Here is a 17,432-nt window from a genome sequence, read left to right on the forward strand (position 1 = left end):
GGCCTGACGGCGACGGGCTGCGAAGCAGCCCTGAAGCGGTGCATGGCACAACGCTTGCCGTCGGGGGGGGGCTAGGTCGTGCGACGTGCGCGGTCAGAAATCGACCGACGCACTTAGAGACAGCGTACGTGGCGCACCGAGTACCAGATAGTTCGAGCCTGGATACCCGCCAGCGGAAGCCCAATAGTCACGACCGGCCACGTTGTCCAGACGCGCACGCAGGGTCACGTCCTTCTCGTCGACTTTGAAGCCATAGCGGGCCCCCAGGTCCAGCCGCGTCCATGAAGGGATCTCGAGGTTATTGGCATTGTTGATGTACTGACGGCCGGTGTAGACCACTCGGCTGGTCAGGGTCAGGCCGTTCACACCTGGCACGTCCCATTCGCCACCGATGTTGGCCTGGGTCTTGGGCACGCCGATGGCCTGGTTGCCGTCGTCCTGACCGTTCTGGGTCTTGGTGAGCTCAGCATCGAGGAGGGTGACGCCGCCGAGCAGACGCACGCCGGGCGTCGGCTCGCCGAACACCGACAACTCGATCCCGCGGTTGCGTTGTTCGCCGCCTTCTTTGAAGACCTGGTCCTCGACGATGCCGACCGGCTTGCGCGTCTCGAACACCGCCAGGCTGCCACCGAGGCCACCACCGTCATACTTCACGCCCACTTCGGTCTGTTTGGCCACGTAGGGCGCCAGGGAGGCGCCGGCATTGAGCACCGGCGCTCTGGAGCCGTCAGGCAGGGTAGTGGTGGCGCCGGCGGTATCGCCCTTGGTCAAGCCCTCGATGTAGTTGGCGTATACCGAGAACTGCTCGTTGATTTGATACACCGCGCCGGCAACCGGCGTGGTTTCATAGCGTTTGTACTTGGATGTCTTGTCGCCGGAATTGTAGTCGTAACCTGTCACGTCCAGCCCTTGCCGACGAGCCCCCAGAGTGATCAGCAACTGATCATTGAAGAACCCTAGAGTGTCAGCGATGGCCAGGCTTTGGGTACGGGTTCTCGCGGTCACATGTGGGTCGGACATGTCGCCACTGAAACTGGTGTTGTCGGGCTTGGCGACATACACCGGGTCATAGAGATCGTTGGCAAAACCACCGAAATTACCCGCCCAGGCATTGCGGTCCTTGTTGTCGAACATCGAGCCGGACAGCACCCACTGATGCGATACCGGACCTGTTTGCAGGGTGTAGCGCATGCCTACCTCACCGGTGGCCACGGTCTCTTCCCGGTAGTTGTCGAAGCGCGTCGAACGGGTCACGCCATTGGCGTCGGAGGAGGGGTTGGCCAGCACGTTCTTCTCTTCCCCCTTGCGCATGCCGATGGCAGCCCAGGTGGTGAGTGCATCGGAGAGGTCATACTCGGCACGGAAGGTGCCGAATGTTTGCTTCTCCTTGGAGTACGTCCAGGGCTGGCCGTAGTTTTTGTCGGCATCCGGCGGGCTGGGTACGCGGCCTGTAGGGGTGACGCTGGGCAGCGGGTTGTCGATGAAATGGTACTGGTGGCCGATGTCGGCCGAAAGCCGCAGACGCTCGCCTTGGTAGTCCAGGCCCAGGGCGAACATGTCCAGGGAGCGGTCCTGGTCCTGTACCGCCGTCTCCCCGTCGCGCTTGGCCACGTTCACGCGAACGCCAAAACGGTCTTGCTCCCCGAAGCGCCGCGCCACGTCGGCCGAAACGGTACCGAAGTCCCGGTTTTCAACGCCAGCGGTCAGCCGGGTGAGGGGCTCGTTCGGGGCGCGCTTGGGCAGGATGTTGATGGCGCCGCCGATGCCGGTGCCGCCGGGGGCAGCGCCGTTGAGGAAGGCATTGGCCCCGCGGAATACCTCGACCCGCTCGATGAACTCCGCCGCCACATATTGACGCGGCAGCAGGCCATAGAGGCCGTTGTAGGCGATGTCATCGGAATACAGCGGGAAGCCGCGCATGACATAGAGTTCCTGGAAGTTGCCGAAGCCACGGGCGACTCTCACGGAAGGGTCGTTCTGCAGAATGTCTGCGACGCTGTGCGCCTGCTGGTCCTGGATCAGTTGATTGGTATAGGAGGTGGATGTGAAGGGCGTCTCCATGTAGTCCTTGTTGCCCAGGATGCCAACGCGCCCACCGCGGGCTACCTGGCCCCCTTCATATTCGGGTACCAAGCCATCCCTGGAGGCGTCGGCGCTGGCCGAGACTGCGGTTTCTTCAAGCTCCAGAACCGTACCGGTGGCGCCGGCCGCATTCACGGGCTGTGCGACCGGCACCGGTATTTCCAGTGCGTTCTGGGCAAAAGCGAGCGGTGACGCCACGCTCGCGACCAACCCCAGGGGCAACCAGACGACAGTGTGCAACGCAGGCTTGCGGGCAAAATTCGGGAAGGGCATGTGAGAACCTGATCAAGGAATTGGGACGACAGGAAGTGGCCTTGCAGCAAAGCGCAAAATTATAGCGAGTGGGAATCGTTATCGCTAAGCTTTTGTTTGCAACTCCGGAATCAAGTTGTAACTCGATGATTGCTCACGGATCTCGTGGGTGCCGGCCACTACCGGGTGCGGGTGGTCGTCAGGGCGGGTGACCAACTGCGATGGCCACAGCGCGGGCAGGCAATGACGTCATGAAGTTGGTGCTGTACCGGCAGACCACAACTGACGCAGCAATACAAACCTGCTGAAGGTGGGGCGTCGAATTCCAGGCGGTGTTCAGGTGGCAGCACTGACAGTCCCGGCTGAGTGTCTTCGGCTTCGTAGAAGTAGAGGCTCAGTTCGCCGTCGGTCTCAAGCAAACCCAACCGCACCTGGCCCAGGTGCTCCACCCCTTGCTGGCGCAGCTCCATGAACAACTCGTTGGAGGATATGTTTAGGTTGCGCAACGAGTGAATTTCGTACTGCCCGTCCTTGACGACAGTGATCGGGAGGCCGTCGATCCAGGCTTCGCACGTCTTACTCCGGCGCATCAGGTAGATCGTACCGCGATACAGGAGCAGTAGCGTGACGAACACCAGGGCCACTGGCAGCAATGGCACATCTTCGTAGAAGGTCACGTCGCCAGCGGCCGAACCCAGGGTGAGGATAACGACCAGTTCGAAGCGCGAAAGCTGCTTGATGCCACGCCTGCCGCTGAACTTCAGAAACAGAAACACGGCGAGAAAGGCCGCAACCACGCGCATCATCACTTCCATTAGAAACGTGACGGGCAAGTCACCCAGCAGCATCCTGTGCAGATCGAATGACTCCATCAAGCGCCCTCCATCGCCACCTTGTGATCAATTGACCTGAGGGTAATACCCACGGTTCAGCTTGGGCGTCGCCATGGGCCGAGCAAGGGAGGGTGGCATTTAAAGGAGGGGGATTTTCGAGCGGGCAAAAGAAAGCCCGCTGCTAGTCGGGCTTAAGTCTTTCTCATGGGGATGAGTTGATAATCCACTTGGCAACGTGAAAATTCGGTGAAATAAAAGTCCCCATTGTGTAGAGCGCTAATTTTTGCGGCAAAGCCGATGAACGGTCAGATTGTGAGATGACCCTCAAGGCAGTTGCGCCCGTGGCCATTCCAGATTCTGGACCAACGTCCGCAATCGCTGCTTGTCCTCTTCCAACGACAATGCCTGCTCCGCCCGCTTGAGCAACAAATCCACATGCGCGATGCATGCTTGGCCAAAACGATCAGGCGCGATGCGAGCCAGGCTCCCCAGGGCTTTTACCAAACGGATGTCCACTTCCAGCAAGCCAGCACCGTCCCGTGCAATCAGGGTGAAGAAGTCATCAAACATGTCGTCGACCGTTAAACCGCGCACATGCACGTTCTGAAACTGGCCATCGGTCGTAGTATTCGGCGCTTGCCGTGCCCATGTGGAAAAGCAGCGTACTCCACGGCCTATGACGTCGATAACCGTGCCAGAGTCGTTGGTCGCAGGAGACAGCGCGCGTGAAGCTATCTCTGCCAGCACCGAGAGCCCGAAGCGCGGGTCCTGGCCATAGGTGCGCCGTGCCCCGAGCGTCACTGCAGCCAGAATCTCAGCTTCAAGTTCTGCGGTATTGCCTGCCTGAACGCTGCACACGGCGCGTGCCAGTACCGTACCGTGATGCACGAAACTGCCCGGCAGCACTTCCAGGTAGATTACGGCATTGTACTTGTCGGCTGCGTGGGCGAGAGCGCTGACATCGACGTGTTGTACATAACCGATGTCATCGCAGGGAATCGGCACTGCGTCCGGGTCAACCTGCGTAGCATCCGTGTAGGGTTGTGCCCCCAGGTAAGGCCACTGCGCGCGGCGCTTGAGCGCTGTAATGGCCGCGTCCTCCACGCGGTCGATGGTTTCCCCGACGCGGCCAAGTTTGGACAAGTGATCGATCCAGCGCAGCAGGGTGTACACGATCAGTACGATCATCACCAAGGTCACTGCAAACAACACCACACGGCCCTGGGCACCGTAAATGCCCGTACTCAGGGCAATGATGCCCACCAGGCTGAACAGAAAAGAGCCAATGAACGTCGCCAGGGCGTTCTGAGTAGTGGCGTCCTCCATTACCAGGCTGGTCGCGCGTGGTGTCACGCCACTGCTGGCGGCGCTGTAGGCCGATACCATGGTGCTGAGCGAAAACGTGGTCACCGCCAGCATGCTGGAGGCGATGATGCCCAGGATCTTGTCGACCGAGTCCGCCCCGACTTTCGCCGGCAACGACGCCGGCACCATGTCGCGCAAGGCAATGGCCAGCAGCGCGGTGAGTACACCGATCAGGGAAAACAGGCTGGCGCGAAACCATAGCCTTTTCGTCGTTTGCGCAAGTGCCCAACGCCAGCGAGCGATCATGGTGGTCAATCTTCCTCAGTAGGTAGGCCGCGTGCAGGATGAAGCACTGCGGCATCGCCACGATTGAGTTCAAGTGGGTGCAGATAGTTTCGCGACCCGTGTTCGGGTTTTGCAAACGAGACGGAACGACGGCAGCGCTGCGGTATCCTTATACAAGGCGCTGGATTTGTATAAGTCCGAGCGCTCGACGTTATCCATCAAGCCCGATGCAGGCCGCGCCTGCCGGATGGAGTATTAGCCATGAACCTAGAGCAACTGAAGCAACTGGCCACTGCCGGCACCGTCAACGAACTCGAACTGCTGTCGCTCGAAGGCGGCTTTTACGTACTGCGTGCGTTGACGGCCGACGGTCCGCAGACGTTCAGCGATGCCCAGGGGCAGGCGGTGCGCCTGCGGTCGATGACGGAGCTGCGCGTGCTACTGGCCGATGTGCCGCCTGTGCCATGCATGCTGGTGCAGCATGTGGTGCATGACGAGATGTGCGGCCAGCGCGATGGTCCCCTGGCGCCGCTGCGCGTGCCCGTGACGCTGGCAGAGCAGTGGTAGCTCAGCCGGTGCAAACGATAGACAAGAGCCGCCTGCAAGCCTGGCAAGCCCTGTCGCAGTTCTTTCTGGACACCGAACTGACAGAGTCGAGCCTGGCGTGGGTGGCAAGGGTCATGGCCCAGAGCCCCTACAGGCTTGATCAATTGCACAGCATTCTGTGGCATGAATTGTATCCGGCATTGCATTGGAACCTCAGGTCCATGGCCGGCGAGTGGGCAGGCTGGACGGATGAGTTCTTGGTCGAGCACGTTAAGGTGCGGCCGTTCGCGCCGGCAGTTGCGCGCTGCGGGGCGGTGGGTGATGAGATCGCACAGTGTTGGGAACGGACGGTAGCAAAGCTTTCCGTACAGGGGCTAGGCCGCGCCGAGTAACCGCAGCAACTGGGCGTGCTCCCAAGTGCTCATCAACGCGACCGGGTCGGTGCCGTAGTGGTGATGGGCGCTGAATGAGTAAGCACGGCCGTCGGGGCTGAAACAGCTGATGAGGTGATCTAACGCACCGGCTTCATTGCGCACGGTGAGTATCCAGCCGTCTGCTTGCACGGTCATGGATCCACAGGCTATTTCTGTCCAGCCTGGTTCGCTTACGCGCTGTAAGTTCCGGATCCCGAGGGCGATATCGCGCAGTATCTGGTAGACCTCACGAGTTGCCAGGGAAGGTGTCGTCACGCTGATGGTCCGTACTCGATTGGGTTGCAAGTCAGTTAGCCCATGGTACTTGAGCCAGCCAGTAGTCTGAGAGACTACAACACCCGTTATGTGCGCGGGGTAGTTTTTTGATAGCCTCCTATCTTTCTGGAGGAATCGTATGACAGCCGATAGCCGATCAAAACTTGCCGCCCGCTATGGTACCGAAGAGGTATCGCCGCTCACCCAATGCAATGCAGTGATCGAGCAGTTGCTCGACCATCGCAGCGTACGGGCATTTGCGGACCAATCGCTGCCTGACGGTACGTTGGACACCTTGATCGCCGCTGCCCAGTCTGCGTCCACCTCTTCGAACCTTCAGGTCTGGAGCGTGGTGGCCGTTCAAGATCCCGGCCGCAAGCAACGGCTGTCGGTGCTGGCGGGCAATCAGGCTTATATTCACCAGGCGCCGCTGTTTCTGGTCTGGCTTGCCGACTTGTCACGGGTGTCGCGCATTGGCCAGCAGCATGGGGTGGCACTAGAAGCGCTGCCTTATCTTGAAAGCTTATTGCTAGGCACCATCGATGCAGCCCTCGCTGCGCAGAACGCGGTCGTTGCCTTGGAGTCCCTGGGACTGGGGAGCGTTTACATAGGCGGCATTCGTAACGACATCGAAGGGGTGACCGCGGAGTTGGACTTGCCTGCTCATGTCTATCCCGTGTTTGGCTTGTGTGTCGGCTATCCCTCTGTGGATCGGCCCGCGAAGGTCAAGCCGCGGCTACCGCAGGAAGTTGTACTGCACCATGAGACGTATTCGACCGCTCAGGAGCAGAGCTTGCTGTCCTGTTACGACGAGCGCCTGGGGGCCTTCTACCAGCGTGAAGGCATGAAGGCCTTGGGGTGGTCGGAACAGATCGTCAGCCGGCTGCGGAGCGTTGCCAGCTTGCATGGGCGGGAAGCGCTGTTTGATGAGTTGAAGCGGATGGGGTTCGGGTTGCGGTGAGGCGGTATCAACCGACCGATCACCGCGCACCTTCGTTTAGAGGGACTCTAATGAATAGCTATCTTCAGGAAGTTGTGGACTTGCACCACCTGATCGAAGCACGGTTTGCCCGGGGCGAGGGTTCGGTTGAAGCGATGATGCAGCACTTCATTGCGGATTTTTCGATGGTTTCACCCGGAGGGCTGCAGTTCGAGCTGCGGGATGTAGAGCAGCTTTTTAATCGGAACGCGGGCAGTCAGCCGGGGCTGAGTATCGAGCTCAGGGATTTAGAGACCCTGCATCAATGGGCTGATGGTGCGATGGTCAGGTATCGGGAGATACATAGAGCCGAAGGTAAGAGCGAGACGGTACGGGTATCGACGGCATTGTTGGTATCGATAGAGGATCGGGTGAAGTGGCGTCATTTGCATGAGACATGGGCGTTATGATCGCTCGCGGTCGCCAGCAATCTTTTTGAATGCTTGAGGAGGCAGGCGGCAGCGGGATGGCGTCTGCCGCTTGGTCTGACCACGTGAGGCCGCTACCGGCCTGCACTCGAAAAAATGACACTCCCGCCTGCCGTCCGGCAGACCCTGTTTTCACCAGGGTGGCCTGATGCACCGATCCCCGTACAAAATTGCGAATCGATTCATTGCACTTTCCAAGCGTGCGCTGCTGAGCCCCCAGTTCCCTTGATGTTTCTCAGACCCAGCCAGATCAGCTGGGTAGTTGCTTCATCGTTCGGGAGATGACCCCAAACGCCGAGGGTATCCTCGTTAGTTTCCGCAGCCGTCAGGCCTCACCGAGCTGCTCTGGCAGCTCTTTAGAGATTTGGGGCAGGTCACGCAGGTATATCTTTTGGTTGGTATACACGCACCTCTTGCTAATGTGATGCCCGAACAAAAAATTTCCGACACCCAGATTGTAAGAAATTGCCGATTAAGTGTGACGGGATGGAAATAATACTCGCCTAGTGTATGACAGGAAATCGTTTCACTGGGGATATTTTTATTGATATGGGTCAGCTCAGCGGTAGTGCTAGGGCTGCATTTTTCTGAATGCAGTTTTGGTGCTTTGGCATGCCGGTTCGGAGGCTTGTGGGCATTTAAGTAATGAGATGTAGGAATATTCCCTTTTTTTTAAAGGGGCTAGCGCAGCAAGAAAAGATGCGCCATGTTTGTCAGTGAAGCACTTCCGGGTAGTGCTGCTGGTCAAACGTTATCTCGAAATTCACTCAATTATATTTGATCCGTTTTGTTGGGGTTGGGTGGCGCTTTTCAGAGAGCGCTGGTCCCTCCAGGAATCCCGGTTTGCAGGAGGCGGCATGGCTTCAAATAGTTTTCAAAATGAGGTGCCAAAGGCACGAGTCAATATCAAGCTAGATCTGCATACAGGCGGCGCCCAGCGCAAGGTGGAACTTCCGCTGAAGCTCATGCTGATGGGGGACTACAGCAACGGCAAGGAGCAGCGTCCGCTGTCAGAGCGGCCGAAAGTCAATATCAACAAAAATAATTTCGACAGTGTGCTGTCCGACCTATCTCCGAGTCTCAAGCTTGTTGTTGAAGATAAGCTGTCGGGCGACGGCGGCGAGACACCGGTCGAACTGAGTTTTCAGCGCATGAAGGACTTCGAGCCAGAGCAGGTTGCTCGGCAGATCCCCCAGTTGCGTGCACTGTTGGCGATGCGAAACCTGCTGCGTGAGTTGAAGGCCAATCTTCTGGACAACGCAACGTTCCGAGCTGAACTGGAGCGGATTCTTAAAGATGAAGCGCTAAGTGACGAGCTGCTTAAGGAACTCGCTGCCCTTGCACCGCAAAGCAAGCGCTAGAAAACCATCATCTCGACAGACGGGAAGCTAATAAATGTCCGAAGAACAATCTTCTGCGCAATCGCGTGGCGCCACTGTGCAGGTGGAAGAGAGCCAGAGCGTCTATCACGCGCTGTGTGAAAGAATAAATCTTGAGCCGCTTGGTCAGATGGGCGGTATCGAGGTGTTCCAAAGTGTCGATGCATTGTCAGAAGCCACAGCTAATGAGCGCGTGACTGCATCGGTGAGCGTTTTTCTGGACCGCCTCAAGCAAGTCTCTCCGAGGGTGGAGAAACTGGACAGGGCTCTGCTAGATGAGCACATCGCCTCGATTGATGCTCAGATCAGCAGCCAGCTGGATGCGGTCATGCATCATCCGGATTTTCAGCGGGTCGAATCAATCTGGCGTGGCGCGAAGTCGTTGATTGATCAAACGGATTTTCGTCAGAACGTTCGGATAGAGCTGCTGGATATCAGCAAAGAGCATTTGATGCAGGACTTTGAGGACGCGCCTGAGATCGCTCAAAGCGGAATGTATCTGCATACCTATACTCAGGAATACGATACGCCTGGCGGTGAGCCTATCGCGGCGGCGGTTTCGAATTACGAATTTGGACGAGGGGCGCAAGATATCGCGCTGTTGCGCAATGTTTCGAAAGTGGCAGCCGCGGCGCATATGCCCTTCTTGTGCTCGGTTGGCCCGGCGTTCTTCGGCAAGGACACCATGGAAGAAGTTGCTGCGATCAAGGATATCGGCAACTACATGGATCGCGCTGAATACATTAAATGGCATGCCTTTGCGCAAAGCGATGACGCCCGATACGTGGGGCCGACGATGCCCCGTGTGTTGGGGCGCCTGCCTTATGGGCCTGACACAAACCCGGTGCGACTCTTTAATTATGTGGAACAGGTTAAGGGGCCGGACCACAGCAAATACCTGTGGGTGAGTTCGACATTTGCATTCGCAGCCAACATGGTCAAAAGCTTTATCGCCAATGGCTGGTGCGTTCAGATACGAGGGCCGCAGTCCGGTGGCGCTGTCAAGAACTTGCCGATCCATTTATACGACATGGGGACAGGTAGTCAAGTTAAAATCCCTTCGGAAGTGATGATCCCGGAGACCCGAGAGTTTGAGTTTGCCAATCTGGGCTTGATTCCGCTCTCCTATTACAAGAATCGTGACTACGCATGTTTCTTCTCAGCCAACTCAGCGCACAAGCCGGCCATCTATGACACAGCGGAGGCCACGGCCAATAGCCGTATCAATTCACGGTTGCCGTATGTGTTCTTGCTTTCACGTATTGCTCATTATTTGAAACTGATCCAGCGGGAGAATATCGGTACCACCAAAGACCGACGCCTGTTGGAGTTGGAACTCAATAGGTGGGTCAGTGGCTTGGTCACCGAGATGACCGATCCAGGCGATGACCTGCAAGCCTCTCACCCGCTGAGACAAGCAAAAGTAGTTGTCGAAGACATTGATGACAACCCGGGCTTCTTCAGGGTCAAGTTGTTTGCTGTGCCGCATTTCCAGGTTGAGGGTATGGACATCAACCTCTCCTTGGTTTCGCAGATGCCCAAAGCAAAATCTTGATTGCGGTTGCAGGAGTGTATGACGTGAAGATCGATCGGCCTTTATGGGCGTCTGGAGTGGTGTTGTCTGCGCAGCAATTTCAGCAGCAGGCCCGCTTTGAATCGTGGACAAATCAGAGTATTGCTTCACTGGCCCTGGTTCACCCCTGGGGCATTCGCCATGTAGCGTTTGATGCAGAGGCGCTGAGGTTGGGCAAGCTGATGGCCACTCGGCTTCAGTTGTGCCTGCCAGACGGTACTTTGATTGACACCGATCGGTTGGATCGACTGCCCGGTGCTCTGGAACTCTCTCGGGTATTGCCCGGTGATATCCAGAAGACCACGGTTGTGCTCGCTTTGCCCCTGGAACAGGCCCATGGTAACAACTGCCTGTTTGAGGGCAACAGCGCCGAGCGGCCCGTCAGGTATCACCAGAAATGGCGTGATACCAAGGATCTCTACACTGGTGAAATACAGTCAATCAGCGTGCTCGAACAGGCGCTGAGCTTGCGCCTGGCTGACGACGATAATGCCGATTACTTGACCTGCCCGGTGGCTCGTTTGCTGCGTGATGGCCGGGATGGGTGGGTAATTGATGATACCTACATCCCGCCCTTGTTGAGGTTTGATGCTCATGCCGGGTTGTTGCTTCAGCTCGACAACTTGCTGACCCAGCTGTCCGCCAAGCGTGAGCGGTTGATGGGGATGCGTCGAGAGAGCAACCAGCGCATGGCGGATTTCGCTGTTGCGGATGTCACCTTGTTCTGGTTACTCAATGCGCTTAACACGTATCAGCCGGTGCTGGCTGACCTGAAAGCGCAGCCTGGTCGGCATCCGGAACAGGTGTATCAGCAGTTGGTGAAGTTCGCAGGTGGTCTGCTGACCTTCTCGTTAGACCAGCACATAGAGGACATACCTGCCTATCAGCACGCAGATCTGGAGGCGGTTTTACCGCCGTTGATGCGTACCCTTTCTACATTGATGGAGGCGAGCCTGCCCTCACGTGTGCTGGCCTTGTCCCTGGAGGCACGCAGTGCAAACCGTTGGCAGGTTTCCCTGAGCGATCCACGCTTGCTTGAGCCAGAAGGTGCTGACTTCTATCTCTCGGTTCGCTGCCGGCTGCCGGCCGTTCAAAATCAAAGCCAGTTCCCCCGGCTGTGCAAGGTCGGTTCCCCCAATGATGTGGACCATCTCGTCAATGCGGCGCTCGATGGCGTTCCTCTTAAACCTTTGAGCCATGTGCCGGCGGCAATACCGTTGCGGCTGGAGAATCAGTACTTCGCACTCGACCTCAGTCATGCAAAAGGGCGTGCGATGTTGGCTGATGGGGTCTGTGCGCTCTATGTCCCGAGTGTGTTTCAGGATGTCCAACTCGAATTGTTCGCGGTGCTGCGCTCATGAATCGTGCGACACAAAAGCGCGCCGCAGTCACGGTGGATATCGACGCGCTGCTACAGGATACCTATCTGTTGGTGGTCGAGTTGCGACACGGTACCGAGGCGCACCCCAGTCCAGAGCTGTGGTCACGCTGCGTTGCCGATGTGGAACATGTGCGCGCCACGCTTCAAGAGGGCGGCCTGGATCGCCGTAGTATCGAGCTGATCAGCCATGCGCAATGTGCCCTTCTGGACGAGACGGTACTTGCTTGCGCCGAGGGCAGAGCCCATGAGGACTGGGCGATGGAGACCTTGCAGGCAAAGTTCTTCAGCAGTCACCAGGCGGGTGAGTCGCTCTACGAAGATATGCGCACTGCGCTGCGCGAAGCTTCTGTGCACCCTCACGTACTCACGGTCTTTCAGCGGGTGCTGATGCTTGGCTTCCTCGGCCGCTATCGAGATGCCAATCACCCGGAGCGGCAGCAGTTGTTGACTGCCATCTCTGTCAAGGTGCCACCTCTGGTCACAAGCCAATCACTGGTCATCCCGCTAGACACTGGTCCACGGATGCCGATCTGGGGATGGCTGCGCGCTCCGCTGGTTCACATCGTGATGGCCGCTGCCCTGCTGGTCGGCGCCTGGTGGGGGCTTGATAACGCGTTAGGTGAGGCAGTGGCCTCACTCTTGCCGGTGCAGGAGTGAGCGTAATGCCGCAGAGACACAAACAAGGGCTTTGGCTATGGGCCGGTGCGCTGTCCTTGTTGTTGATTGCCATCTTGCCGCTGGCTGCAGGGGTTCAAGCCATCGCGGCTCTGCTAGTCAGTGCGTTGGTGGCGGTGGGTTGGCGCCGCCTATCACGTGCTAGCGGTAAACGCAGCGGTGTCAGCCTGCCTGCTGGATCGTATCGTCATCCCGTTGTTCTGGTGGTCGGTGATTGCCTGGCTGAGCTGTTTGAGGACTCGTCTGCCGAGCAGTTGGTTCCACGAGTAACTGGGGGGGGGTGTTACGTGCCAGTGCCCGACCTTTCGAAGGTGCCCGCAACCGTAGCCGAACTCTTGCTGGAGCGGCCAGAGTGGGATGGGCAGCTCAGCGTCATGTGGGTCGTAACCCCCAGTGCCCATACTGACGGCGCAGTGCTTGCGAACCAGATTCGAAGCTTGTGCCATCAGCTCGCGATACTGCGCAAGCGAGGTATACCGCTTCCGCTGCTGATTGTGAGCTATTTCCAGAGTGCGGCTGGGCTTTCGCCCTGGTTCAGTTGGGAGGCTGAAGAGTCGAGTGTGCGGGTACGAGAGGCGGGTGAGTGCCTGAGTCTGTCCGAATGGCAGCGCAGGGGCAAAGATCCTGAGCACCAGGCTGATCGACTACGCATCACGGTGCAGTTGAACGCTGCCGTCGGTTGGCTGAACGAAGCGTGCTTGCCGGAAATAGACATAGGAAATCCCCGTCAGCAGATCGAAACTGCGCTCACCCTTGCGGTTGCATTTGTTCCCAGGGCTGAGGGGGCGCGTGACGGCAGTCTTTGGCACCGTTGGCTCCAGCAGCGGACCGGCCTTTCCTACATTCGTGATGGGGCTAATCACGCAAGCGCGTCGTTACCCTTTCCTGATGCACTGCTTCATTTGCTGCCCGGCAGGGCTCCGTACAGTCCGCGTAGCAGGGCCGTGGTGATTGGGGTCTGGTTGTTGGGGCTAGCGGCGTGCGTCGCATTGATCAGCTCGGCGAGGCAAAACACGCTCCTGATACGTCAGGTCACCGATGATTTGCGGCGTTACAGCACCGCTTCGCTGAGCCCCGATTCGGCCAACGTATCGCAGCGCCAGGAGGCAATGATGGTGCTTCGCCAGGATGCGCAGCGCCTGGATCACTACTACCGCCAGGGCGAGCCGTGGTCACTTGGTCTCGGGCTGTATCAAGGCGAAAGATTACGTCCTTCACTGCTGGCTGCGATCAACGGCCACCGCATGCCGACCGTGCCTCAAGGCGTGCCTGACAAGCCACGCACGGTTCGCCTGGACAGCTTGTCGCTGTTCAACAGTGGCAGCGCGCAGTTGAAGCCAGAGTCGACCAAGTTCCTGGTGAATGCGTTTGCGGGCATCAAGGCACAGCCAGGCTGGTTGATCGTGATCACAGGCCACACGGATGCGACGGGCAGTGACGAACAGAACCTGCGCTTGTCGCGAGCACGCGCCGCTGCGGTTCACGACTGGATTCAACACATGGGTGACATACCCAGCAACTGCTTCGCAGTACAAGGCTTGGGGGCGAGTGAGCCCGTTGCAAGCAACGACACGGAACAAGGACGGTCGGCCAATCGCCGAGTTGAAATTCGCCTGGTGCCGGAAGCGGGGGCTTGTCAGTCCTCGGCTACGGTCTCGGGATTGCAACCCCTGTCGCACTTCGCGACGCCCAACGTTTGAAATGAGGAACTTCTAAATGGCTATTCCTGTTTATCTGTGGCTGAAAGACGACGGCGGGGCCGATATCAAAGGCTCGGTGGATGTAAAAGGCCGCGAAGGTAGTGTTGAAGTCGTCGGTCAAGATCATGATCTGTATATCCCAACCGATAACAATACCGGCAAATTAACCGGTACGCGTATCCATACACCTTTTGTTTTCACCAAGGAGATAGACGCCTCTTCTCCTTACCTCTACAAGGCCGTGACGACCGGGCAGACGCTTAAAGAAGCGGAATTCAAATGGTACAAAATCAATGATGCCGGGCAGGAGGTGGAGTATTTCAACACCAAACTGGAAAACGTCAAGGTCGTGAAAGTTGCTCCAAAAATGCACGACGTCAAAGATCCAGCGAAAGAGAAACACAATCACTTGGAATTGGTCGAGTTGCGCTACGAGAAGATCACTTGGGCTTTCAAGGATGGAAACATCATCCATTCGGATTCCTGGAATGAACGCCCTAGCGCCGCTGCCGCTGGATAAAACCTGGCTTTCAGCCCAAGTTGGTTGACAGCTCCCAGTGTCTTGGGTTGAGCGTCCGTGCGCGGGCGTTCAGCCAAATACACCTCAGATAGTCAGATGCGCTCGCACTTGTGGCGACATGCCGATCATTGACGACAAGGATGCCCTGTATGGCACACGATCCTACACGCCTGCTTCGCCGGCTGAACGCCTATTGTACCCAGGCACTCACGGCAGCAGCTTCACTTTGCCAGGCACGTGGGCACAGTCATATCACCGTTGAACACTGGCTGTTGAAACTGTTTGAACAAGGCGAGGGCGATCTCGTGGTCATCGCCCGCCGATACGAGTGGGATATGGATGCCATCTGGCAGGGACTGCTTGACCACTTCAACACATTGCCGCGCAGCGTTCTCAGCAAACCTCAGCTGAGCGGTGAAGTGCAGCAGCTGATTACCAATGGCTGGTTGCTGGCATCGCTGGATCGCGACTGCGAGCAGTTGCGATCCGTTCACTTGCTGGGGGCACTGTTTGAAGCGCCAAACTTGCTTAAGTGTTCAGCCGCTTGGCCTGCATTGAGCATCGGTCCTACGCAATCGGAGCAGGTGAAAGCGCTGCTTGAATTCGATTCGGAAGAACGTCAGTCAGAGCAGAGTTCATTGTTCAAGCCAGAAGTGCGAGGAGAGTCTGAGGCTGTGGGCGGCACAGGTGGTGATTCGGCATTACTCGCCATCTTGGATCAGTTCAGCCATGACGTTACTGCCAAGGCTGCAGCAGGGCAGATTGATCCGGTGTTCGGCCGCGACGATGAGATCCGTCAGGTGATCGATGTGCTGAGCCGTCGGCGCAAGAACAACCCTATTCTGGTAGGCGATCCAGGTGTTGGCAAAACCGCGCTGGTCGAGGGGCTGGCTTTACGCATCGCCAGCGGCGAAGTCCCGGATAGCCTGAAACCGGTGTGCATCCGTACGCTGGACCTGGGGCTGCTCCAGGCGGGTGCCGGGGTCAAAGGCGAGTTTGAGCAACGGCTGAAAAATGTGATCGACGCTGTTCAGCGGTCAGAGACTCCGGTGCTGCTGTTCATTGATGAAGCCCACACCTTGATCGGCGCTGGCAACCAGGCTGGGGGCGCAGACGCGGCGAATCTGCTGAAGCCGGCGTTGGCGCGTGGCGAGCTGCGCACCATCGCTGCCACCACCTGGAGTGAATACAAGCAGTACTTCGAGCGCGATGCGGCGCTGGAGCGTCGCTTCCAGATGATCAAGGTCGATGAGCCGGATGATGCCAATGCCTGTGTGATGCTGCGAGGGCTCAAAGCGCGATATGCCAGCTACCACGGCGTACATGTTCAAGACGCCGCAGTGCAGGCGGCGGTCAGCTTGTCCCGGCGCTTTCTGACGGGGCGCCGCCTGCCAGACAAAGCCGTTGATCTGGTTGATACCGCCTGCGCCCGCGTTCGCATGAGTCTGGATTGTGAGCCTCACGCACTGGTTCAGCTGAAGTCGCAACAGTCAGCGCTGATCGCCGAGCGGATGGCGCTGGAAGACGACGCACAGCTTACCGGTAATTCGGATGAATCTCGCTTGGCGAAGATCACTGCCCAATTGGTGCAGCTGGAGAGTCAGCAAGCCGCGTTGGTGCTGCAATACCAGCAAGAGCTCGACCTTACCCATCAGCTGCTAGAGGCTCGCCAGGCCGAGCAGGTCGATACAACTGTCTGCGCTCGGCTACAAGAGCAGCTCAACTACGTGCAGGGCAGTCGGCCACTGCTGTCACTCGACGTATGCGCCCGCAGTGTGGCTGAAGTGATCGCCGACTGGACGGGCGTGCCTCTCGGCAGCTTGCTGAAGGACGAACATGCCAGCTTGTTGAACCTGGAAGATCAGTTGGCCGAGCGTGTTGTTGGACAAGACGCCGCGCTACTTGCAATTGCCCAACGATTGCGCGCCGCACGAACGGGCCTCACTGACGACAAAGCACCGATGGGCGTGTTCCTGCTGGTCGGGACCAGTGGTATCGGCAAGACAGAGACGGCCCACGCATTAGCCAGCAGCCTGTTCGGTGGCGAGAAGTCTTTGATCACGCTGAATATGTCGGAGTACCAGGAGGCGCACACCGTCAGCCAACTCAAGGGTTCGCCGCCGGGTTATGTCGGCTACGGCCAAGGCGGCGTACTCACTGAAGCCGTTCGCCAGCGTCCCTATAGCGTCGTGTTGCTGGATGAAGTCGAGAAGGCTCACCGTGATGTGCTCAACCTGTTCTATCAGGTATTTGATCGCGGCCTCATGCGTGATGGAGAAGGAAGGGAGATCGATTTCCGCAACACCGTCATCTTGATGACTTCCAATCTGGGCAGCGACTTGCTGCAAGGCAGTGTCGAGCGGCAGCCAGACATTGAGGAAGCGGCACTGCACGAGCTACTGCGTCCCGTGCTACGCGAACACTTCCAGCCTGCGCTGTTGGCGCGCTTCCAGACCTTGATCTTCCGCCCGTTGGGGGGCGATGCACTCAAACGCATAGTCGCCATCAAGCTCGATCAAGTGGCCAAACGCTTGCTGCGTCATTACGGCTTGCGATGTGAGGTTGATGACTCGCTCTACGAGGCGCTGGTCGCCGCCTGCCTTTTGCCAGATACCGGCGCTCGCAACATCGATAGCTTGCTCAACCAGCAGATCCTGCCGGTGCTCAGCCAGCAGTTGCTGCAGCGCCAAGCCCTCGGTCAGCCAACACAAGCCGTGACGCTTGGGTACTGCGAAGACACCGGCATCAGCTTGATCTTTGCGGATGAACACGATCCCGCGCTGCTGGCTACCGAGAGGGCTTGAT

Annotated in this window: 16 protein-coding genes and 1 pseudogene; 11 read left to right on the forward strand and 6 right to left on the reverse strand. The window is 58.0% G+C overall.

From position 1 onward, the window contains the following. Window positions 1–93 precede the first annotated feature (93 nt). The 3 genes from CWR53_RS10140 to CWR53_RS10150 form a co-directional block, all read right to left on the reverse strand. Window positions 94–2,355 carry a TonB-dependent siderophore receptor gene (locus CWR53_RS10140; protein ID WP_100851421.1) on the reverse strand — a complete coding sequence of 754 codons (2,262 nt, stop codon included), beginning with the start codon at window positions 2,353–2,355 and terminating at the stop codon, window positions 94–96. Between the two features lie 158 nt (window positions 2,356–2,513). Then, complete coding sequence (locus CWR53_RS10145) at window positions 2,514–3,206, reverse strand: DUF421 domain-containing protein (RefSeq protein ID WP_100851422.1); 693 nt, start codon at window positions 3,204–3,206, stop codon at window positions 2,514–2,516. A gap of 285 nt (window positions 3,207–3,491) precedes the next feature. Next, entirely contained in the window at window positions 3,492–4,778 is a 1,287-nt protein-coding gene (locus CWR53_RS10150; protein ID WP_100851423.1) for a DUF2254 domain-containing protein, read from the reverse strand. Between the two features lie 240 nt (window positions 4,779–5,018). On the opposite strand from CWR53_RS10150, the gene CWR53_RS10155 reads away from it, so the two are divergent. Both CWR53_RS10155 and CWR53_RS10160 read left to right on the forward strand, forming a co-directional pair. Then, entirely contained in the window at window positions 5,019–5,324 is a 306-nt protein-coding gene (locus CWR53_RS10155) for a DUF6482 family protein (protein ID WP_100851424.1), read from the forward strand. 8 nt (window positions 5,325–5,332) lie between these two features. Further along, window positions 5,333–5,695, forward strand: coding sequence for a hypothetical protein (locus CWR53_RS10160; protein ID WP_138031814.1), 363 nt, complete (start codon window positions 5,333–5,335; stop codon window positions 5,693–5,695). On the opposite strand, the gene CWR53_RS23165 is transcribed toward CWR53_RS10160, so the two are convergent. After that, window positions 5,678–5,872, reverse strand: a complete 195-nt coding sequence (locus CWR53_RS23165; protein WP_258313222.1) for a hypothetical protein — start codon at window positions 5,870–5,872, stop codon at window positions 5,678–5,680. The two genes, CWR53_RS10160 and CWR53_RS23165, sit on opposite strands and share 18 nt — an antisense overlap. 259 nt (window positions 5,873–6,131) lie before the next feature. Between CWR53_RS23165 and CWR53_RS10170 the strand changes: the two genes are divergently transcribed. Continuing rightward, window positions 6,132–6,953 (forward strand): NADPH-dependent oxidoreductase, encoded by an 822-nt coding sequence (locus CWR53_RS10170; protein WP_100851427.1) that lies wholly within the window; start codon window positions 6,132–6,134, stop codon window positions 6,951–6,953. A 50-nt stretch (window positions 6,954–7,003) separates the two neighbouring features. Beyond that, window positions 7,004–7,381 (forward strand): nuclear transport factor 2 family protein, encoded by a 378-nt coding sequence (locus CWR53_RS10175; protein ID WP_100851428.1) that lies wholly within the window; start codon window positions 7,004–7,006, stop codon window positions 7,379–7,381. Between the two features lie 150 nt (window positions 7,382–7,531). Here the strand turns inward: CWR53_RS10175 and CWR53_RS23170 are convergent. After that, window positions 7,532–7,686, reverse strand: a pseudogene (locus CWR53_RS23170) (IS256 family transposase); the annotation flags it as partial. A gap of 570 nt (window positions 7,687–8,256) precedes the next feature. Between CWR53_RS23170 and tssB the strand changes: the two are divergent. Genes tssB through tssL form a run of 4 tightly spaced genes read left to right on the forward strand, consistent with a single transcriptional unit; the run spans window position 8,257 to window position 12,389 of the window. Continuing rightward, a complete protein-coding gene (tssB, locus tag CWR53_RS10185) occupies window positions 8,257–8,760 on the forward strand; it encodes a type VI secretion system contractile sheath small subunit (RefSeq protein WP_100851429.1) in 504 nt (167 codons plus the stop codon). 34 nt (window positions 8,761–8,794) lie between these two features. Continuing rightward, window positions 8,795–10,333, forward strand: a complete 1,539-nt coding sequence (tssC, locus tag CWR53_RS10190; RefSeq protein WP_100851430.1) for a type VI secretion system contractile sheath large subunit — start codon at window positions 8,795–8,797, stop codon at window positions 10,331–10,333. Window positions 10,334–10,356: 23 nt separating this feature from the next. Continuing rightward, the gene (gene tssK, locus CWR53_RS10195; protein ID WP_100851431.1) at window positions 10,357–11,712 is read left to right on the forward strand and encodes a type VI secretion system baseplate subunit TssK; all 1,356 of its coding nucleotides are present in this window, start codon (window positions 10,357–10,359) and stop codon (window positions 11,710–11,712) included. Further along, a complete protein-coding gene (tssL, locus tag CWR53_RS10200; protein ID WP_100851432.1) occupies window positions 11,709–12,389 on the forward strand; it encodes a type VI secretion system protein TssL, short form in 681 nt (226 codons plus the stop codon). The genes tssK and tssL overlap by 4 nt, the downstream gene beginning before the upstream one ends. A 662-nt stretch (window positions 12,390–13,051) precedes the next feature. Here tssL and CWR53_RS23175 read toward each other — a convergent pair. Beyond that, window positions 13,052–13,216 (reverse strand): hypothetical protein, encoded by a 165-nt coding sequence (locus tag CWR53_RS23175; protein WP_241493110.1) that lies wholly within the window; start codon window positions 13,214–13,216, stop codon window positions 13,052–13,054. 234 nt (window positions 13,217–13,450) lie between these two features. Between CWR53_RS23175 and CWR53_RS23180 the strand changes: the two genes are divergently transcribed. The 3 genes from CWR53_RS23180 (at window position 13,451) to tssH (ending at window position 17,431) form a co-directional block, all read left to right on the forward strand. Then, window positions 13,451–14,107, forward strand: a complete 657-nt coding sequence (locus tag CWR53_RS23180; RefSeq protein WP_241493109.1) for an OmpA family protein — start codon at window positions 13,451–13,453, stop codon at window positions 14,105–14,107. A gap of 16 nt (window positions 14,108–14,123) precedes the next feature. Further along, a complete protein-coding gene (locus CWR53_RS10210) occupies window positions 14,124–14,627 on the forward strand; it encodes an Hcp family type VI secretion system effector (RefSeq protein ID WP_012315100.1) in 504 nt (167 codons plus the stop codon). A 149-nt stretch (window positions 14,628–14,776) separates the two neighbouring features. Next, the gene (tssH, locus tag CWR53_RS10215) at window positions 14,777–17,431 is read left to right on the forward strand and encodes a type VI secretion system ATPase TssH (protein WP_058604974.1); all 2,655 of its coding nucleotides are present in this window, start codon (window positions 14,777–14,779) and stop codon (window positions 17,429–17,431) included. Window position 17,432 lies beyond the last annotated feature (1 nt).

The organism is Pseudomonas sp. SGAir0191 (assembly GCF_002812565.2).
Taxonomy (GTDB): Bacteria; Pseudomonadota; Gammaproteobacteria; order Pseudomonadales; family Pseudomonadaceae; genus Aquipseudomonas; species Aquipseudomonas parafulva_B.

Bases quoted from the DNA above. Each gene is read 5' to 3' on its own strand.
- CWR53_RS10140 (WP_100851421.1), bottom strand. From the start codon at position 2,355: ATGCCCTTCCCGAATTTTGCCCGCAAGCCTGCGTTGCACACTGTCGTC.
- CWR53_RS10145 (WP_100851422.1), bottom strand. From the start codon at position 3,206: ATGGAGTCATTCGATCTGCACAGGATGCTGCTGGGTGACTTGCCCGTC.
- CWR53_RS10150 (WP_100851423.1), bottom strand. From the start codon at position 4,778: ATGATCGCTCGCTGGCGTTGGGCACTTGCGCAAACGACGAAAAGGCTA.
- CWR53_RS10155 (WP_100851424.1), top strand. From the start codon at position 5,019: ATGAACCTAGAGCAACTGAAGCAACTGGCCACTGCCGGCACCGTCAAC.
- CWR53_RS23165 (WP_258313222.1), bottom strand. From the start codon at position 5,872: ATGACCGTGCAAGCAGACGGCTGGATACTCACCGTGCGCAATGAAGCC.
- CWR53_RS10170 (WP_100851427.1), top strand. From the start codon at position 6,132: ATGACAGCCGATAGCCGATCAAAACTTGCCGCCCGCTATGGTACCGAA.
- CWR53_RS10175 (WP_100851428.1), top strand. From the start codon at position 7,004: ATGAATAGCTATCTTCAGGAAGTTGTGGACTTGCACCACCTGATCGAA.
- tssB (WP_100851429.1), top strand. From the start codon at position 8,257: ATGGCTTCAAATAGTTTTCAAAATGAGGTGCCAAAGGCACGAGTCAAT.
- tssC (WP_100851430.1), top strand. From the start codon at position 8,795: ATGTCCGAAGAACAATCTTCTGCGCAATCGCGTGGCGCCACTGTGCAG.
- tssL (WP_100851432.1), top strand. From the start codon at position 11,709: ATGAATCGTGCGACACAAAAGCGCGCCGCAGTCACGGTGGATATCGAC.
- CWR53_RS10210 (WP_012315100.1), top strand. From the start codon at position 14,124: ATGGCTATTCCTGTTTATCTGTGGCTGAAAGACGACGGCGGGGCCGAT.
- tssH (WP_058604974.1), top strand. From the start codon at position 14,777: ATGGCACACGATCCTACACGCCTGCTTCGCCGGCTGAACGCCTATTGT.